Raw genomic sequence first — 18,179 nt, forward strand, 5'->3', positions numbered from 1 at the left:
GGGCGGGTGGGAAGGATGTCGCTGTGCCCAAGCCTTATCCGGAAGAGTTCCGTCAGGACGTCGTGCGGGTCGCGAGGAACCGCGGCCCGGGCGTGACGGTGGAGCAGGTGGCCGCCGACTTCGGAGTCCACGCGATGACGCTGTGGAAATGGATGCGCCGCGCGGACATCGACGACGGGACAAAGCCCGGGACGACCAGCCAGGAGAGCGCGGAACTGCGGGAAGCACGTCGGCGGATCAAGCTGCTGGAGCAGGAGAACGAGGTCCTGCGCCGGGCCGCGGCCTACCTGTCGCAGGCGCATCTGCCGGGAAAAGGATCTACCCGCTCGTGAAAGAGTTGGCCGGGGACGGTGTGCCCGTCACGGTGACGTGTCGGGTCCTGAAGCTCGCCAGACAGCCCTACTACCGCTGGCTGGAGCGGCCGGTGACCGATGCCGAGTTCGAGCAGGCCGCTCGCGCGAACGCGTTGTTCGACGCCCACCGTGAGGATCCGGAGTTCGGCTACCGCTTCCTGGCCGACGAAGCCCGCAGCATGGGAGCCGGCATGGCGGACCGGACCGCCTGGCGGATCTGCCGGGACAACCGATGGTGGAGCGTGTCGTGTGGCCAGGAAGGTTCTTACGGAGTTGTCGGCAATTGAAGATCAGGGCCAGAACCGTGTGGCTGAGGGCCCGGGGTGCTGATGCCGGCTGAGGATGGTGGTTCGGCCACTGGTGAACGCCGATCCTGCGGCAGGATCCGTCCGCCTCTCCTCCGGACATGGTTGATCAACGCTCGGTCGACGTCGGAGGGGTCCTGCTGGCCTGTCGGATGTCGGGTCCGCCGGATGCTCCGCCGCTCGTTTTTTGTTGCACCTGTCGGGCGAGGATTCAGCTCCTGCTGGGCCGTTGCTCGCGGTGGGTGCTGAGGACGGCATCTGTTTCTGGCGGACTTCCGCGCCGAGGAAGTCACTCGGTCGTGGCTTCCTGGTGTTGGTGTTCAACCCGAGGGCGGCGCGCCCGAGGTCAGGGCGTCTCGTCGAGCATGCCGGGCGTCAGGTCGCCTCGGATACGTAGTGCACGGGGTCGGTGGCGGCAGTGCTTCGTGCGGTACAGGATCAGGACGTCTCGCGGCGCATCAGGACAGGGGGCGCCAGTACCCCGGCCTCTATGGGTTCGGTGTGGCCAGCCCGTTCCAGTAGGGAGCTGATCGCGGCACCCATACGGTCGGCTATCTCGACCGGATTGAGCGCGATCGAGGAGAGGGCCGGTCTCAGGAATGTGGCGATGGGCAGGTTGTCGGCGCCCACCAGGGCGACGTCGTCCGGCATCGCCGCACCCATGTCGTCAAGCGCGCGGTGCAGCAGCGCCCCGTACTCGTCGTTGTAGGTGAACACCGCGGTCGGGCCGCCCGGGCGTCGTACGGCTGCGGCTGCTGCGGCGGCGGAATCATGGGTCGCGTCCATGGGGATTTCCTCACTACGCGCACCAGCCGCGTGAACCGTGTCCCTCAGTCCTTCGGCGCGGTCGCGGCCCAGGCCCTGAAGGGGGCCGGAGGGGACGATCGCCGCGATGTGCCGGTGGCCGACATCGAGCAGGTGCTCGGCCGCTTCGGCCCCGACCCGCCCCTGGTCGAACACCAGGGCGTCGGTCCAGGGCACGGGCCGCTCGGAGATCATCAGGACCTCGATCCCGGCGCGGCGCAGCAGGGCGACGGAGGACTTGGTGCATCGGTCTGCCGGCACCAGGACCGCCGCCGGGCGCAGCTCCGCCCACGCGCGGGCCGCCGAGGTGCCGGTGGTCGTACGGTCCCCGTGGACGAGCAGGGTCAGGCCGCTCTGGCGGAGCTTTTCGGAGAGATGTTCGATCACGGTGTCGATCGAGGGGTTGAGCGGGATCTGGGGCAGCGGCATCAGCACCAGTCGACTGGTCCCCGCCCGTAGCCGGCGCGCCGAGACGTCGGGCGCGTAGCCGAGCTCACGCACGGCGGCCAGAACCCGTTCGCGGGTGGCCTCGGGGATGCGCGCGGTGGGGACGTCGTTGACGACGAGCGAGACCGTGGAACGCGACACGCGTGCCAGTCGTGCGACGTCCGCGCTGGTCGGCGCCCGTCCGGCGGCTGAGTTCACGGCGTCTCCTGCGGTTCTGTGGCTTCGCTCCCGAATCCTAGCGGGGTCTTCACAAACATGGTGACACGTGTGACCATCGCTCCGGGCAAGTGGTCACACGTGTCACCACTTGTCGGAGCTGTACGAGCCGAGCACGGACCATGCCAGGACGTCAGATGCCCTGCGTGTGTACTGACAACGAGGTCACCATGATCACTTCGAGTTCCGAGCGCACTGCCGTCTCCGGTGGCGCGCCCTTGGACGAGTCCGGTGCCAGACCCGGACGCACGCCCGGCGAGCGCCGCCTGCTGGGCGGCCTCATGGCCAACAGCATCACCCTGTTCGCCGTCTACGGTGCGGTGCCGACCGTGCTGCTCGCGAATCTGGTCGGCGAGATCGACCCTGGTGGCAAGGCCACCGCCCTGGGCGTCATCAGCGCGATCTCGGCGGTCGGCTCCGCGCTGGCCAACCCCATCGCCGGGGCGCTGTCCGACCGCACCCGCAGCCGCTTCGGACGGCGCGCGCCGTGGATGGCGGGCGGCGCGCTGCTCGGCGGCCTGTCGCTGATCGCGGTCGGGTCGGGCAACAGCCTGGTGTGGGTCGCCGTCGCCTGGACCCTCGCGCAGATGTCCCTCAACGTCCTGCAGGCACCGCTGACCGCTGTCGTCCCCGATCGCACCCCCGTGCGCCGGCGCGGATTCTTCTCCTCGGCGGCGGGACTGGCGCAGATGCTCGGCGGAGGGCTCGGCACCGCACTGGCCGCCGGCTTCGCCAACGCACTGGGGCTGGGCTTCACCGTCTTCGGCCTGCTGGTCATCGCCGGCACCGCCGTGTTCGTCCTGCTCAACCGGGAACCTTCCACGGCCGGCGCCCAGGTCGCCCCGTTCCACCTGAAGTCGTTCCTGGCCGGGTTCTGGGTCAGCCCGCGCCGTCACCCGGACTTCGCGTGGGCCTTCCTCGGCCGCTTCCTGATGGTCCTGGGCTACTTCAGCGTCGCGTCCTACCAGCTCTACATCCTGGAGGACTACATAGGTCTGAGCCACAGCAGTGCCAACCACCTGGTCCCGCTGCTCAGCCTCGCCATGCTGCCCGGCATGATCATCATGATCGTGGTGATGGGCCCGCTGTCGGACCGCATCGGCCGCCGCAAGCCGTTCGTCGTCGCCGCCTCCCTGGGTATGGCCCTCGCGGTCGCCGTACCGCTGGCCGTCCCGTCCGAAGGCGCCATGTTCGCCTACTCGGTGCTCGTGGGCCTCTCCTTCGGCACCTACATGGCCGTGGACACCGCCCTGATGACCCAGGTCCTGCCCAATCCGGACGATGCCGCCAAGGACATGGGTGTCCTCAACATCGCCAACGCCGGACCCCAGGCGCTGGCCCCGGCCCTGGCCGCTGTCGCCGTCACCCTGCTCGGCGGGTACCGCTCGCTGTTCGCCGTCGCGATCGTCCTGATCGTGGCCGCGGCGCTGAGCGTGAAGCCGATCCGCTCGGTCCGCTGACCCGACGCCCCGAATCGGAACGGGAGCGGACCCGGGTGCGTACGTGACCCCCGCTCGCCCGCTGAGGACCCGCCGTCCGCCGGACCGGACACCCGCGGGCGGCGGGTCCCCGACGCGGGACTCGCGTACCGCACGAAAGGTGTCGAGCGACCGACACCAAACCAGACACTGAACGACCGATCCAGACAGGGAAAGCAGACCATGAGCACGGACAGGCCCTGGAACAGCGGCGCATCCCCCGAGCGGCGTGCGGACGCCCTGCTCTCGCAGATGACCCTCGACGAGAAGGCGATGCAGTTGTCCGCGACGATTCCGATCCCGCTGCTCGGCGTCGAGGGCCTGATCGAGCCGCAGGCGGCCAAGCTGCTGGGATCCGGCATCGGACACGTGTCGGCCATCGGGCTGTTCGGACACAAGTCGCCCGGGACGATCGCCCACGCGGTCAACTCGATTCAGCGCTTCCTGGTCGAACGCACGCGTCTGGGCATCCCGGCCATCTTCCACAACGAGGCCCTCAACGGGGTCCTGGCGCCGGACTTCACGGTCTTCCCGACCGCGATCGGTCTCGCCGCCACCTGGGATCCCGAAGCGGTCGAGGAGATGGCGGACCTGACGCGCCGGCAGATGCGCAGCGTCGGGCTGCTGCAGGCACTGTCACCGGTGATGGATGTCGCCCGCGACGCCCGCTGGGGTCGCGTCCACGAGACGTACGGTGAGGACCCCTACCTGGTCTCGGCGCTGAGCGTGGCGTTCACGAAGGGGCTGCAGGGAGCCGATCTGCGCGACGGTGTCATCGCCACGGCGAAGCACTTCCTGGGCTACGCGATGACCGAGGGCGGGCAGAACATGGCCGCGACCCAGGCCACCGCCCGCGAGTTGCGCGAAGTGTACGCACGGCCGTTCGCCGCGGCGATCGAGCTCGCGGGCCTCGGCTCGATCATGAACTCCTATTCCGAGGTCGACGGAATCCCGGTCGGCGCGTCCAAGGAGATCCTCACCGGGCTGCTTCGCGACGAACTGGGCTTCGAGGGCACCGTCGTCTCGGACTACCAGACCGTCGGGATGCTGCACGCGCGGCAGAGCGTCGCGCGGGACTTCGCCGAGGCCGGTGCGTTGGCCCTGACAGCGGGCCTGGACGTCGAGCTGCCCGCGGTGGTGGGCTACGGCTCCAACCTGGCCGACCAGGTGCGCTCCGGGGCGGTCGCCGAGGAGGTCCTCGACGCCGCGGTACGGCGCGTACTGCGCGACAAGTTCGCACTGGGACTGTTCGACCGTCCCTACGTCGACGAGGACCCGGTCGTCCTGACGGAGACCGCCCACCAAGGCGGCGACCTCGCCGACCGCCTCGCCGGCGAATCGCTGACCCTGCTGAAGAACGAGGGAGCGGTCCTGCCACTGTCCACCGGGGTGCGGCGGATCGCGATCGTCGGCCCTCATGCGGACGAAGTCGGATTCGCCTTCCCGGGCTACACCTATCCGGTCGCGCTCGGGATGCTCGGGGCCATGATGGGCGGCGGCGACGGTGCCATGGCGGGTCTCGACGCTCTCGGCGGCGAAGTGCCGCCCGAGGCGATGGCCGCCGCCGGTGCCGAGTTCGGTCCGGCACTGGCGGTGGGCCCGGAGGACTACATCCGCCAGCGGTACAACGCCATCAGTCTCGCGGAGGCGATCCGGGAACTGGCGCCCGACGCCGAGGTCACGGTCGTGCCCGGCTGCGGCGTGCTCGACTCGGAGCCGCAGGACATCGACGCCGCGATCGCGGCCGCCGCGGTCGCCGACGTCGTGATCGCCGCGATCGGCGGCCGTGGCGGCTGGTTCTTCGGCGCGACCACGGAGGGCGAGGGTTCCGACTCGGCCGACATCGAACTGCCGCGTACCCAGCGCGCGTTGCTCGATGCTGTCGCGGCGACGGGCACTCCCGTCGTGGGCGTTCTCTCCACCGGACGGCCGATGGCCCTCACCGAGTCCCTCCCGTCGCTGTCCGCCCTGGTGCACGCGTACTACGGCGGCCAGCAGGGAACGCGTGCGGTCGCGAAGGCGCTGTTCGGCATCACGAACCCCGGCGGCAAGCTCCCCTACAGCATGCCCCGGCACACCGGCCAGGTCCCCCTCTACGCGGGGCAGCACAACGGCAGCGGCTACCGCCGCACGGCCTCCGACATGCACAAGGGCTACCGCGACCTACCCGCGACACCGCTGTTCGCCTTCGGCCACGGTCTCAGCTACACGTCGTTCGCCTACAGCGCCCTGACCCTGAGCGGCACCACCGTCGAGAGTGGCGGCTCCGTCGAGATCAGCGTCGCCGTCGAGAACACCGGGACCGTGAGCGGCGACGAAGTGGTGCAGCTGTACGTCAGCGACACGGCGACCGGCCTCGCGCGACCGGCACAGGAGCTCGTCGGATTCCGCCGGATCACGCTCGCACCCGCGGAGGTCAAGACGGTGACCTTCTCGGTGCGGATGGACCAGCTCGGCTACCTCGGACTCGACCGCAGCGGCTTCATCATCGAGCCGGGACCCATCGACGTACTCCTCGGGTCCGCTTCCGACGACATCCGCGCACGAGGGGCCTTCGAGGTCGTCGGTCCGACGGTCCGGCTCGGTCGCGCGCGCTCGTTCCTGTCGGAATCGAGGGTCGGCTGATTCGCGCGACATTCCGCTCTCGACGCCGCTCGTTCTCCCTTGTGACGTCCTGAGCGGGCGCGCTTCCCGCGAAGCGCGCCGCGTGACTGGCGAAGACCTTCGCGCAGGACCGTGGGGGTGGTCACCACGGTGTGGCGCGAAGGTCCTCGCCGGGCTTCCCTGGTCCTGCGGGGCGCGGGGGCCCGCAGGACCACGGTGCGTCTCAACCAGTTCCACCCCACTGATCTCCCCTGTCTCCGCAGACGGCGGAGCACCCCGCGTCAGACTCCTTGCGAGGCGTGGACGGTGCCGTTCATGGCGTCGCTCATCGTGCTCCTGCCCGCGCGTCTCGACCAGCTCGACGAGGCGCACAAGGTCACGGACTTCGCCACCGTCACCGTCGCCGGGTCGGTTGTCGCGCTCGTGGCCAACATCGTCTTCGGGGCGTTCTCGGACCGGACGCGGTCGCGCTTCGGCGCCCGCTCGCCGTGCATCCTCGCCGGTGCCGTCGGTCTGGGACTGTCGTTGCTCGCCCTGGGAGCCGCGCCGACGTTCCCGGTCCTGCTGCTCGTGTGGTGCGTGCTCCAGCTGTTCCAGAACATGTACCTCGCGTGCGTGCTCGCCGCCGCCCGCATCTTCCCGATCAAGAACGCCCGCTGACCCGGACATCCCGCCACGCCGGCGCGAAGGCCGCGCCGCACCCACGAAAGGGCCTGCTGCCGTGAGTACCACGATCGAGGACGTTCCCCTGGGCACCAGGGACCGGTCCGTCAACCCGTTCCTGCCCGGCAACGAGTTCATCCCGGACGGGGAGCCGCGCGTGTTCGGCGACCGCGTCTACCTCTACGGGTCGCACGACGTGGCGGGCGCCGCGACGCGCATGTGCGCGGGGGACTACGTCTGCTGGTCGGCGGCCCTCGACGACCTCGCGCACTGGCGCTACGAGGGCGTCATCTACCGGCGGCTGCAGGACCCGTACGTGCGCAGCGTCGCAGACAGGCCGGACCCGAACGGTTTGGTGTCCGGCCTGTTCGCGCCGGACGTCATCCGCATCGACGACACCTACTACCTGTACTACGGCGTCGGGATGTCCAAATCCGGGTTCGGCGTCGCGACAGCGACATCGCCGACGGGACCGTTCGAGTACGTGGGGCGGGTCCGCTACCCGGCGGCGGACCAGTCGGCCGGATGGCACGACGACCAGGACGGTATCGACGACGAAGACCTGCCCTTCGGCAAGAACGTCGGGCTGTTCCGCAACGGCCGGATGTCGAAGGAATACCCCTACGACCCGGCCCTGCTGCACCACCAGGGGCGGCTCTTCCTCTACTTCGGCCTGGCCAACTGCTCGGTGATCGAGCTGGACCCGGCCGACAAGCGCACCGTCGTGCGCAACGCTACGACCGGCCAGTACGTGACGCCGATCTTCCGCACCAGCGCGATCGCCCCCGCACTCGCCCTGGCCTCGGGCCGGCGACGCAGGACGGCGTTCATGAACGGCCCCTCCATCCGAGAGATCGACGGCCGGTTCTGGCTGTCCTACTGGGCAGTCGGCGGTGGCGGGTTCTTCGGGATGTACCACGCCGTCGCCGACCACCCGCTCGGCCCCTTCCAGCCCGTGGGCCCGCTGGTCTCGCTGGGCAATGCGTGGAAGGACACCCCACCGGGGCCCACGGACCGGGTGGGCAACACCCACGGCGGAATGTTCGAGGCGAACGGCACCTGGTACCAGGTCTACCACCGCCACACCGCGGACGGACGGCAGGCCTGCGCCACCCCGCTCACCCGCGCCCCGCACGGCGGGTTCGAGCACGCCGAATACACCTCCCGGGGCCTGGATACCCGCGACCTCGACGCGTTCCGGGCCTGGCCGGCCTCGATCGCCTGCCACCTGGTCGGACCGCGCAGCCTGCCAGGCCGCTCCCGGCGCCCGTCGATCGTGCTGCGAGAGGCCCCGCGCGGCACCGAGGACGAGTCCGGGCGACGCACCCTCCAGGTCGTCAGCGACACCCACCGCGGCGGCTCGATCGGATTCAAGTACCTGGACTTCGGACCGGACCGCGTCCCGCACACTCTCCTCGTCGAGATCGACGCACGCAGCGCCGGCCGGATCCAGGTGTACGTCGACGCGCCGCACACCGGCTCGCACATCGCGACCGTGCCGGTGCCGGCGAGCGCCGTCGGCGCGGGATGGCGCACCCTCAGGGTGACCACGGCCGCCGTGACCGGGTCGCACGCCCTGTTCATGGTGTTCGAACCAGACAGCGGCCCGCTCGGCGACCTGTCCCTGTTCGCCTTCCAGCGACGCGAGGACGCCGCCGAGTAGCACGCGGCACTCGAGCCGCTAGGGCCCGTGGTTTGGATCGCCTGGTAGTTGGCCAAGGCCGCTGACCGCAGAGTCGATCGCAGTGCCGATTGCGGCGTACACGTCGGCACGGAGGACTTCCGTGAGGGCTCACTGGACCAGTTCGATGTGCGGATGGTCCGGGGACGCTGGGCAGGCGTGGAGTTGCAGGCTGTAGGCGCCGGCGATGCTCCGCCTCCGTCACCGACGTCCTCGAGGCCCCGCCCGAGCCGCCCGCACCGGCGCGTTGGACCCGCAGGAGTTCTACAGGAACGCCAGAAGAGGGCGGTTCGGGGGTGTGCAAACTCCTCGTGGTCGCAAGGGCACCACAGGACCTGGAGAAGGTCGGCTCCGGGAGGGCTGGCCGGGAGAGGGACGTCGCGGGCGTAGAGCTGGGCCACGGGCGACAGCGGTGTACGTGTGGCGGCGCCCGGCGCGGCCGGAAAAGTGCTTTGCCGCTCCAGGAGGCGCGGCGCTCCCCATGGCCGACTTCGTCACCCACCCCGGTGCGCGGTGCCTGATCCGTCACCTTCCGCCGCCACGGCAGCCCGCACCCGCTGCTCCTCGCGAGCAGAGCCGACGTCCCGCTCCAGGGGTGTGCGACTCACGGCCGTCGCGAGGTCTTCCAAGGCGCGTTTTTGCAGTTCCGCCTCGCGCCGCACGACCGGGCTCCGGTTGCCGGCGGCAGCGTCCTCCCACGCGTGGAGCGCCTCCTCCACACGCCCCCAGTCCGGATTCCTGTGCTCGCGCACGTCGACTGCTGCCTTCGCGGTGTCCGTCTCCAGGGCCTCGGCGAACCGCTCCGCCTCGGGGACGAAACGGCTGTCGGCCCGCGGGACGTGGCTCTCCATGAGCATCACCGCCCGGCCGAACCCCTTCAGTGCCTCTTGCGCCTCCTCCGCCTCACGCGAGGTCAGACCTCTGGGGCGGACCGGTTCCTGCCTTGCCCGGTCGTATGTCTCCTGCCAGGCGGCACGTGCATCCCTGCTCGCCAGCAGTGCCCTGCGCAGGTCGGCGTGACGCTCCTGGGTCGGTTCGGCGTAGCTGCGGAGCACCGCGGCCGCGTAGCGGCCGTTGGCGGCGAGCCAGTCCGCAAGCCGGCCCGGCAGCCGGGGCGTCTCCCACGCGGGGAACACCACGTAGGCCAGCATGGCCAGGGCCCCGCCGAGCAGGGTGAGCACCACCCGCTCCGGGACCGTCTGCTCCCACGTCTGGCCGCCCATGCCGAGCAGGAAGACGACGTACGCGGCAGTGAAGCACTGGGAGAAGGCGTAGCCGGTACGGATCAGCGTGTACGACAGGCCCGCCGAGACCACCGCCAGCGCGCCGAACACATGGGCGTCCGGGCCCAGGGCCCGCACCATCCCGGTGGCGAGCGCGACCCCCGCCAGGGTCCCGGCGAAACGGGCCACCGCGCGCGCGTACGTCCGGTGGAAGTCCGGCCGCATCACCATCACCGAGGCGATGGGCGCCCAGTAGCTGTGACCCAGGGGCAGCCGGGCGGCGATCAGATAGCCGAGCGTGGCCACCGCCGCCAGGCGGACGGCGTGCCGGAACACGGGCGAGTCCCGGCGTAGCTCACGGCGGACCGCCCGGACGACGACCGGGACCAGCCGGAACATGGTCGGGCGCACCAGGAACTGGGCGCTCGTCGAGCCGGGCGGCGTGGGCGTCCTCCCGCGTGCGCCGCCGCTCCCGGCGATCTCCAACGCCTCGCCGAGCAGCTCCACGAGCCGCTCGGCGGCCTGCCGCGCGGGGCCCTCCAGCACCTCGTGCTCCTCGTCGACACGCAGGACGGCCGTGATCCCGGGCCGTACCTCGGCGGGACTGCCGCGGCGGATCGAACGGGCGGCCGCATCCAGGACGTCGGCGGCCGCGTCGAGCAGCTCCCGCGCGCGGTCCCTCCCGGGTCCCTCCGCCGGGGCGCCGACGTCCGGGTCGGCGAGCGCGGCGACGACCGGCCGAATGCGCTCGGCGAGTCCTCGGGGGCCGTGGAGGACGGAGGGACGGGTACGGGCCTGTGACGGCGTCACGGCGGCCGCGTCCCGGGCCGTCATCAACGGCTCCGGGTCGAACGGGGCCGTCGGGTCGTGCCGTAGTCGGCGGGCGTAGTCCGCCACTGCGGCCAGGGCGTCGGCGAGCGCGTCGCGATGCGCCCCCCAACGGCGGATCGGGAACAGTAAGATCAGCACGGCTTGCACCACGCCCCCGAGCGCGATGACCCCGGCGTGCTCCAGGGCTCGCCCGACGCTCGTGGGCAGGGTGACGGTCACCAGCATGCTGCCGACCGTCGTCGCTGCGACGATCCCTGCGGTCGATCCGACGGCCCACGCCATCCCCGCGGCGAAGGCCCATACGGCCAGCAGGGGGAGGAACGTCACGAGTCGTCCCGCCGCCAGGTAGCCCACGAAGGTGCTGAGCGCCAGACCCGCGCCCGCGCCGAGCGCGATCACCTTGCGTGGACGCCAGGTGCGCTGGAAGGTGGCCCCCCCCGCGGAGTAGGCGCCGAGGGCGGCGGACGCGGCATACGCAGGGGAGACGAGCCACAGCGCCGGCCCGACGACGATCGCCACCCCAGCGGCCGTGCGCAGCGCGAGCAGGGGCTCCAGCCGCGTCTCCTCGATCGTGAGCCCGGATCGCACGACCTCTCCGAAGGCCCGCAGCCACGTCACGGGTGTGAGCCTAGCCGGAACACCCTGCCGGGTCGCATCGGTCCGATTGAGGTGCGGCAACCGTCGGGCATCGTCGGGCAGGGAAGCCTCCCACCCGCCCCGCGAACAGGCCGTCGGCCGCAGCCGCTGGACGGGGTGCAGCCTGTGCGGACACTGCTGAGCGTCCGCCGTCCGTCCCACCGGGCCGGAGCGCGGGCAATCGCCGTTGGTTCAGGTCCGACCGGAGCGCGGGCGATTGTCCCCAGCCCCGGCCGGAGGACGGGCGGGGCGGCGGCTCCGGGTCGCCTACCGCTTGTGGCCGTTCCCGTGTCCGTTCGGGTGCAGGACCACCTTGATCCAGCCCTCGTCACGGGCGTCGAAGTGCTGGTAGGCGGCGGGGGCCTCGTCCAGACGGAGTTCGTGGGAGACGACGAAGCTCGGCGTTGCCTTCCCACCGGCGATCAGATCCCGCAGCGCCCGGTTGTACTTCTTCACGGGCGCCTGCCCGGTGCCCATGCGCTGGCCCTTGAACCACATCATGCCGAAGTCGATCGGGACCTTGCCTTGTGCCTCCAGCTCCCCCTGGGCCTCAGCGCCGCCGGGGTCCTGGGGCAGGAACACGCCCACCACGCCGATGTCGCCCGTGAACCTGACCGAGTCGATCAGTCCGTTGAGCGTGAGGCTGGCGTCCTCGTGCCCCTCGGGGTCGTGTGCCTGGTAGCCGACGCACTCACAGCCGTTGTCGGCGCCCAGACCGAGGGTGGCCTCCTTGACGACCTCCGCCGGATTCTGCTCGGCGGTATTGATCGGGATGGCCCCGATCTCCTCCGCCTTGCGCAGCCGGTCGGGCTGGTGGTCGGCCACCCACACGCGGCCGGCGCCCTTGAGGAGGGCGGAGTAGGCCGCCATCAGCCCGACGGGACCGGCCCCGAAGACGATCGTCTGGTCGCCCGGTTTGACGTGGGCCATCTCGGTGGCGTGATACCCGGTGGGGAAGATGTCGGCGAGCATCACGTAGTCGGTCTGCCGGTCGGCGGCGTCCTCACCCAGACGCAGCGCGTTGAAGTCGCCGTAGGGCACGCGCAGCAGTTCCGCCTGGCCGCCCTGGTAGGGGCCCATTTCGGCGAATCCGTAGGCGGCTCCGGCGAGCGCCGGTTCCGGCTGCATGGTCAGGCAGTAGCTGGTCAGACCCTGCTCGCACTGCTTGCAGAAGCCGCAGGCGATGTTGAAGGGCAGGACCACATACTCGCCGACCTGGACCTTGCGGACGGCCGGGCCGACCTCCACGACCTGACCCATGTTCTCGTGTCCCAGGGTGCGGCCGGACTCGAACGAGGTGCGGCCCTCGTACATGTGCAGGTCCGAACCGCAGATGTTGGTAGTGGTGATCTTGACGATGATGTCGCAGGGGTGTTCGATCTTCGCGTCCGGTACGTCCTTCACCGTGACGGTTCGCGGGCCTTCATATACCGCTGCTTTCATGATCGCTTCCTTCGGTGCCGCGGCACGACCGCAGCACGGGTGCGATGGGGACGGCCTACCGAGCCTGACTCCCGGAGTTGGTGCGACGGGGTCCGTGGCTCCGGCATGCCTCTGTGGGCCGTTCACCCGGTCCAGGTGAACGGTGGTGCCGCCCTGGGCCTGTCCGGCGGAGCTTCGGCGCTCCGGCGGCGTGCCTTCCGAGTCCCCACCGGCCCTTGACGCGAAACGACCACGCGCCGATCGATCAGCGGAATCTGCGTAGACGGACGACCACATACCACCGACGACCAGCAACCATCAGTGACCAGCGAGTCTCCGACTCGGGTCACCAGCCAGAGGAGGTGTCCGGCCGATCATGTGACTGTTCCAACGCCTCGCGCGGCGCGGTGCAGCTCGGGCTCCCGCAGGCACTCGCCTTCGCGCGGCAGACGGTGGCCACGCGGCTGGTCGACCAGGTCGACGGCGACACCGAGGTCGGCGCCGAACTCGCGGCCAAGGAGGCCGAGGTCGACATCGAGGTGGCACGCCGGATCGTGGCAGCGACTCCGATCGCCAACGTTGATGGGCGGGTGGTCATGCCCGGGATATGAGAAGTCGGCTCCTGAAGGGGTATGACGGCGGGGCGGCTGAGCGCTTCGTTGCACACTCCCCAGCATCCCGACGCGGGGCCCCGGCAGTACGAGCGGCGGCATGGGCTGACCCATCCGAGCAGGACCCGCCCCCCGGACGGCTGCCCGATCGGCGTGTCCCGAAGATCGAACTGCCACACACGCTGCGATATTCGCAGAAGAGTTGACATGAAGGTACCCATCGAAGGAGGAGCCATGGTGCGGGTCGGGCTGTTGGTCCGGGTACAGGCGAAACCGGGCAAGGAAGCGGAAGTAGCGCAATTCCTGGCAGACGCGCAGGCGATCGTCGACCAGGAGCCCGACACCCGCGCCTGGTTCGCCATCCAGTTCGACGTGTCCACGTTCGGCATCTTCGACGTGTTCCCTGACGACGCGGGTCGGCAGGCGCACCTGGCCGGAGGCGTGGGCGCGGCGCTCGGGGAGCGGGCAGCGGAGCTGTTCACCGTGTCGCCCGCGATCGAGAACGTCGACGTACTCGCATCGAAGCTCCCGACATGACCCAGGACGGATCGGCAGGACATGAGAGATGACGCAGCGAGCAGGCGGCCGGACTCGTCGCCGCGTACCGCGCGGGGCGCCGTGCCCTGCGCTCCACGCGTGCGATGCGTTCTGGTGCGGCGAGTCGCCAAGGCCGTCGGGGAGCCAGTCACCATAGACGCCGATCCTGGGCCGACACGTGCTTCGCCGACAAGCGCTGTACGCTCTGGGAAACCCCCGACGGCACTCCCTTTTCCATCGCGGGCATGAGCCGGATGATCGGCGTCACGTTCAGCTGGATATCGTCTCCCTAGTCGCCGTCGTCTTGGAGCACTCGACGGCGGTCCTGCTCGCGCTTGGAGTAGGCGGCTGCCCGGATCGCCTCGTCGCTCTCCAGGCCTGATCCCAGCGCCCCGCCCACCGTGGCGACCGAAGCGACGAACCAGGACAACGTCCAGTATGCCGAGGCGTTCAGCGGGGTTCGTGTCGTGGAGGCGAACACCTGGCCGTTGAGGATGAACAGGGCCCACACCAAGTTGATGACGATCAGACCCGCGTAGCAGACGAGCACCCCGATACCCACGGTCATGACCGTCGAGGCGTTGTAGAGCCTCGCCTTCTGCCTCGCCTCCCTCGAGGCCTCCGCTGATCGATGCCACAGCTGCGCGTCCACGATCAGCCAGCCGATCATGAGCGCGACGGACCCGACCGTGGCGATCACGAGGCGTGGCGCGCTCAGGGACTCGGCCAGGTTCCAGATGGTGGAGTTCACCGTGGCGACTGCTCCCGTGGCGAGTGCGGCCGCCAGGGCTTTCGACAAGCCCGGCACCAGTCGCCACGGCCGGTTGGCGCGGACCATACCGACGAGCACCCTCAGGTAACCGCGCGGTCCGCTGACGACGTACCGAAGATCAGCGGTCTCCTCCTCACCGACCTGGCCCGGGTGAATAGGCGCGAGGCGACTGACGAAGGGCCCCAGAAGCGGCTGACTCCGCGGAGGTCCCTCAGCCCCGGTGGCCAGGGGGCCCGCCAAGCTGAGCACGGCTTCTTCCACGGCCCGCCGGGCACGCGTCTGCAGACGCAAGCCCCCCAGCGGGGGAAGGGACAGCAGGGCCAAGCCGTGTTCGTGACTCAGATCCAGAACGAGCTTGCGTCCGTGTGAGTGCAGCGGAAGGTCGGTGAGGGCCACGACGATGTCCCAACTCTCCGCTCTTCCGCGGTCCATGATCCGGCGCATCAAGGTGGGCTGGTCCTCGGTTCCTGCGGTGAAGGGCTCACTGACCACCTCGACGTCGAACCGTCGCCCCTGGCCTGACTTGTCGGCGAGCCGAGCGGGAAGTGTCCGTGCCATGCGCTGCGCGATCTCCGTGGGCGCGTCAGGATCCGACAGGAGAGCCACGACCGTAACGCCCTGAGACGACACCCGCATGACTCCTTCGCGTCGGCTGCCCCCGCGATCGCCCGTGCCCCCAGGATGCCCCCGAGGTATCGCCGACGCCGCGTGACACGCTGGCCCCTGCCGGCAGGTGCAGGCGGCACGTCCTCCCGGCACAGGGCGCTTGTTCCACTATCGGGCCACGGTTGTGTGCGCCACCGTGCATACCCGCTCCGCGTCACCCCGGGCACCGCGACGAGATCGATCGGCAACAGGCCCGCCTCCTGTTCAACCTCGTCACCGTGATCACCTTCATGGGCATCGCTTCCTCTACGTCCGCCAACCGCGGAGTGTGCGCCGCCCAAGGCCGTGTATCGAAAATGGATCCGGGATACTCCAGACGCCCGTGTGAGCGGGACCCCGTGACGGCGCCTGTCGCGCGGTTCCCGGCTCGATCAGGTAATCAGGAACGGTGAACAAGGACGCGACCGATTCCTTCGTGCATGTCCGGGGCGCCAGTGAGAACAACCTGAAGAACATCGATGTCGACGTTCCGCGGGACGCGATGGTCGCCTTCACCGGCGTCTCCGGTTCGGGCAAGTCCTCGCTCGCGTTCGGCACGCTCTACGCGGAGGCCCAGCGGCGCTACTTCGAGTCCGTAGCACCGTACGCCCGAAGGCTGTTGCAACAGGTCGGGGCACCGCACGTGCAGGAAATCACCGGGCTGCCACCCGCCGTGGCCCTGCAGCAGCGACGCGGGTCGCCCAGCTCGCGCTCGACGGTCGGCACCATCACCACGCTGTCCAATCTGCTGCGCATGCTGTACTCCCGCGCCGGCACCTATCCGCCCGGGGCCGCACGGCTGGAGGCCGAGTCGTTCTCACCCAACACCGCGGCCGGCGCCTGCCCGGAGTGCCACGGACTGGGCGTCGTGCACGACGTCGCCGAGGACCTGCTCGTCCCGGACCCCTCGCTGAGCATCCGCGAGGGGGCGATCGCCGCCTGGCCGGGCGCCTGGCAGGGCGCCAACCTGCGCAGTGTCGTGAGCGGCCTGGGGATCGACATCGACCGACCGTGGCGCAGGCTCAGGAAGAAGGACCGGGACTGGCTGCTGTACACGGACGAGCAGCCCTCCGTGTACATCGAGCCGGAGGAGGACCGCGTCGACTACGGCTACCAGGGCAAGTTCTGGAGCGCCCGCAAGCACGTCATGCACGTCCTCGCCGATTCCAAGAGCGAGAGGATGCGCGAACGGGCGCTCCGGTTCGTCAGGAGTGTGCCCTGCCCCGAGTGTCACGGCAGCGGACTGCGGCCCGAGGCACTCGCCGTGACCTTCGCCGGACGCTCCATCGCCGAGATCAACGCGATGCCGCTCACCGAGGTCGTGGCGCTGCTGCGGCCCGTCGCGGGGCGGTCCGAGGCCGACGCCACCACGTCGACCGCCCGATCCGGGGAGACGACCGAGGTCGCGGTCCGGATCTGCGGCGATCTGGTCGCGCGGGTCGACGTACTGCTCGACCTGGGCCTCGGATATCTCAGCCTCGGGCGCCGCTCGACGACCCTGTCGCCCGGCGAGGCGCAGCGCCTGCGGATCGCCACCCAGCTGCGCTCGGGGCTGTTCGGCGTCGTCTACGTCCTCGACGAACCCTCCGCCGGCCTGCACCCGGCTGACGCGGAACCGCTGCTGGACGTGCTGGACCGCCTCAAGGCGGCGGGCAACTCCCTGTTCGTCGTGGAGCACGACATGGACGTCGTACGGCGGGCGGATTGGGTGGTCGACATCGGCCCCGGCGCGGGTGAGGGCGGTGGACGCGTGCTGTACAGCGGCCCGGTCGCCGGTCTTGAGCAGGTCCGGGAGTCGGCCACGGGCCAGTACCTGTTCGGGCGCGCCCAGCCGCTCGATCACCGCCCGCGCACACCGCACGGCTGGCTGCGCCTGAGCGGCGTCTCCCGCCACAATCTGCACGACGTGTCCGTCGACGTACCGCTCTGCGTACTGACGGCGGTGACGGGCGTGTCCGGTTCCGGAAAGTCGACGCTGGTCACGCAGGTGCTCGCCGAGGTCGTCCGCGGCCACCTCGGACTCGTACCCGAGGAGCCCGACGAGGCGCAGCTGGAGGTCGACGTCCTGGACGCGTCGGGGGTCGAGTCGTTCGACCGGCTGGTCCGGGTCGACCAACGGCCCATCGGCCGAACTCCCCGGTCCAACCTGGCCACGTACACGGGGATGTTCGACGCGGTGCGCAAGCTGTACGCGGCGACGGACGAGGCCAGGGCGCGCGGCTACTCGGCCGGACGGTTCTCCTTCAACGTGCCCGAAGGGCGCTGCGAGACCTGCCAGGGCGAAGGATTCGTCGCGGTGGAACTGCTGTTCCTGCCCGGCACCTACGCGCCGTGCCCGACCTGCCAGGGCGCCCGGTACAACGCCGAAACGCTGGAAGTCACCTACCGCGACAAGAACATCGCGGAAGTGCTGGCGCTGTCCGTCGACGCCGCCGCCGAGTTCCTGTCCGCCGTCCCGGCCGCCTCCCGCAGTCTGGAGACGTTGCGCGAGGTGGGACTGGGGTATCTGCGGCTGGGGCAGCCCGCGACGGAACTCAGCGGTGGTGAGGCGCAGCGCATCAAACTGGCCACCGAACTCCAGCGAGCCCGCCGCGGTCACGCGCTCTACCTGCTCGACGAGCCGACGGCGGGGCTGCACCCCTCGGACATCGCGCTGCTGCTGCGACAGTTGCACCGGCTCGTCGAAGCCGGCAACACGGTCGTCCTCGTCGAGCACGACCTGGACACGATCGCCACCGCCGACTGGGTCATCGACCTCGGGCCGGGCGGCGGCGACGCGGGCGGGCGGGTGGTCGCGGCGGGCCCGCCGGCCAAGGTGGCGAGGGCCCGCCGCAGCGCCACCGCGCCCTATCTCGCGGCCCGGCTCGCGCGCTCATGACGACGGGGCGAGGGGCTGAGCACCGGTCAGCCGGGTCCGGGGCGCAGGATCGCGCGCGTCGATGCTGCGTTCC

At 70.4% G+C, this 18,179-nt stretch carries 13 protein-coding genes and 1 pseudogene; 9 read left to right on the forward strand and 5 right to left on the reverse strand.

Annotated elements, in window-relative coordinates:
* The first annotated feature begins 23 nt into the window (after positions 1 to 23).
* Positions 24 to 332, forward strand: a complete 309-nt coding sequence (locus ACIQRL_RS36100; RefSeq protein ID WP_401339600.1) for a transposase — start codon at positions 24 to 26, stop codon at positions 330 to 332.
* Complete coding sequence (locus tag ACIQRL_RS36105; protein ID WP_401339603.1) at positions 329 to 640, forward strand: hypothetical protein; 312 nt, start codon at positions 329 to 331, stop codon at positions 638 to 640. The genes ACIQRL_RS36100 and ACIQRL_RS36105 overlap by 4 nt, the downstream gene beginning before the upstream one ends.
* A gap of 456 nt (positions 641 to 1,096) precedes the next feature.
* On the opposite strand, the gene ACIQRL_RS36110 is transcribed toward ACIQRL_RS36105, so the two are convergent.
* Entirely contained in the window at positions 1,097 to 2,107 is a 1,011-nt protein-coding gene (locus tag ACIQRL_RS36110; protein WP_401339605.1) for a LacI family DNA-binding transcriptional regulator, read from the reverse strand.
* A 188-nt stretch (positions 2,108 to 2,295) separates the two neighbouring features.
* On the opposite strand from ACIQRL_RS36110, the gene ACIQRL_RS36115 reads away from it, so the two are divergent.
* From ACIQRL_RS36115 to ACIQRL_RS36130, 4 genes are all read left to right on the forward strand, one after another.
* On the forward strand, positions 2,296 to 3,585 hold the full coding sequence (locus tag ACIQRL_RS36115; RefSeq protein WP_401339608.1) for an MFS transporter: 1,290 nt from the start codon (positions 2,296 to 2,298) through the stop codon (positions 3,583 to 3,585).
* A 201-nt stretch (positions 3,586 to 3,786) separates the two neighbouring features.
* Positions 3,787 to 6,228: a beta-glucosidase gene (locus tag ACIQRL_RS36120; protein WP_401339610.1), complete on the forward strand. Its 2,442-nt coding sequence runs from the start codon at positions 3,787 to 3,789 to the stop codon at positions 6,226 to 6,228.
* Positions 6,229 to 6,522: 294 nt separating this feature from the next.
* On the forward strand, positions 6,523 to 6,867 hold the full coding sequence (locus ACIQRL_RS36125; RefSeq protein ID WP_401339612.1) for an MFS transporter: 345 nt from the start codon (positions 6,523 to 6,525) through the stop codon (positions 6,865 to 6,867).
* A gap of 61 nt (positions 6,868 to 6,928) precedes the next feature.
* On the forward strand, positions 6,929 to 8,533 hold the full coding sequence (locus ACIQRL_RS36130; protein WP_401339615.1) for a family 43 glycosylhydrolase: 1,605 nt from the start codon (positions 6,929 to 6,931) through the stop codon (positions 8,531 to 8,533).
* Positions 8,534 to 8,811: 278 nt separating this feature from the next.
* Here the strand turns inward: ACIQRL_RS36130 and ACIQRL_RS36135 are convergent.
* The 3 genes and pseudogenes from ACIQRL_RS36135 to ACIQRL_RS36145 all read right to left on the reverse strand — a co-directional run.
* A pseudogene (locus ACIQRL_RS36135) lies at positions 8,812 to 9,015 on the reverse strand (hypothetical protein); the annotation flags it as partial.
* A 30-nt stretch (positions 9,016 to 9,045) separates the two neighbouring features.
* A complete protein-coding gene (locus tag ACIQRL_RS36140; protein WP_401339617.1) occupies positions 9,046 to 11,223 on the reverse strand; it encodes an FUSC family protein in 2,178 nt (725 codons plus the stop codon).
* A 285-nt stretch (positions 11,224 to 11,508) separates the two neighbouring features.
* Complete coding sequence (locus tag ACIQRL_RS36145) at positions 11,509 to 12,684, reverse strand: glutathione-independent formaldehyde dehydrogenase (RefSeq protein WP_401339619.1); 1,176 nt, start codon at positions 12,682 to 12,684, stop codon at positions 11,509 to 11,511.
* A gap of 341 nt (positions 12,685 to 13,025) precedes the next feature.
* Between ACIQRL_RS36145 and ACIQRL_RS36150 the strand changes: the two genes are divergently transcribed.
* Complete coding sequence (locus ACIQRL_RS36150; RefSeq protein ID WP_401339622.1) at positions 13,026 to 13,274, forward strand: hypothetical protein; 249 nt, start codon at positions 13,026 to 13,028, stop codon at positions 13,272 to 13,274.
* A 234-nt stretch (positions 13,275 to 13,508) separates the two neighbouring features.
* On the forward strand, positions 13,509 to 13,811 hold the full coding sequence (locus ACIQRL_RS36155; protein WP_401339624.1) for a putative quinol monooxygenase: 303 nt from the start codon (positions 13,509 to 13,511) through the stop codon (positions 13,809 to 13,811).
* Positions 13,812 to 14,100: 289 nt separating this feature from the next.
* Here ACIQRL_RS36155 and ACIQRL_RS36160 read toward each other — a convergent pair whose 3' ends face one another.
* The gene (locus ACIQRL_RS36160; protein ID WP_401339626.1) at positions 14,101 to 15,219 is read right to left on the reverse strand and encodes a hypothetical protein; all 1,119 of its coding nucleotides are present in this window, start codon (positions 15,217 to 15,219) and stop codon (positions 14,101 to 14,103) included.
* Between the two features lie 418 nt (positions 15,220 to 15,637).
* Here ACIQRL_RS36160 and uvrA point away from each other — a divergent pair, with 418 nt between their 5' ends.
* On the forward strand, positions 15,638 to 18,106 hold the full coding sequence (uvrA, locus tag ACIQRL_RS36165) for an excinuclease ABC subunit UvrA (protein ID WP_401339628.1): 2,469 nt from the start codon (positions 15,638 to 15,640) through the stop codon (positions 18,104 to 18,106).
* Positions 18,107 to 18,179: the final 73 nt, after the last annotated feature.

This window comes from Streptomyces sp. NPDC091209 (genome assembly GCF_044757755.1).
In the GTDB taxonomy this organism is placed as follows: domain Bacteria; phylum Actinomycetota; class Actinomycetes; order Streptomycetales; family Streptomycetaceae; genus Streptomyces.

Coding starts and splice junctions, on each gene's coding strand:
- ACIQRL_RS36145 (WP_401339619.1), bottom strand. CDS start 12,684: ATGAAAGCAGCGGTATATGAAGGCCCGCGAACCGTCACGGTGAAGGAC.
- ACIQRL_RS36115 (WP_401339608.1), top strand. CDS start 2,296: ATGATCACTTCGAGTTCCGAGCGCACTGCCGTCTCCGGTGGCGCGCCC.
- ACIQRL_RS36120 (WP_401339610.1), top strand. CDS start 3,787: ATGAGCACGGACAGGCCCTGGAACAGCGGCGCATCCCCCGAGCGGCGT.
- ACIQRL_RS36155 (WP_401339624.1), top strand. CDS start 13,509: ATGGTGCGGGTCGGGCTGTTGGTCCGGGTACAGGCGAAACCGGGCAAG.
- ACIQRL_RS36160 (WP_401339626.1), bottom strand. CDS start 15,219: ATGCGGGTGTCGTCTCAGGGCGTTACGGTCGTGGCTCTCCTGTCGGAT.
- ACIQRL_RS36125 (WP_401339612.1), top strand. CDS start 6,523: ATGGCGTCGCTCATCGTGCTCCTGCCCGCGCGTCTCGACCAGCTCGAC.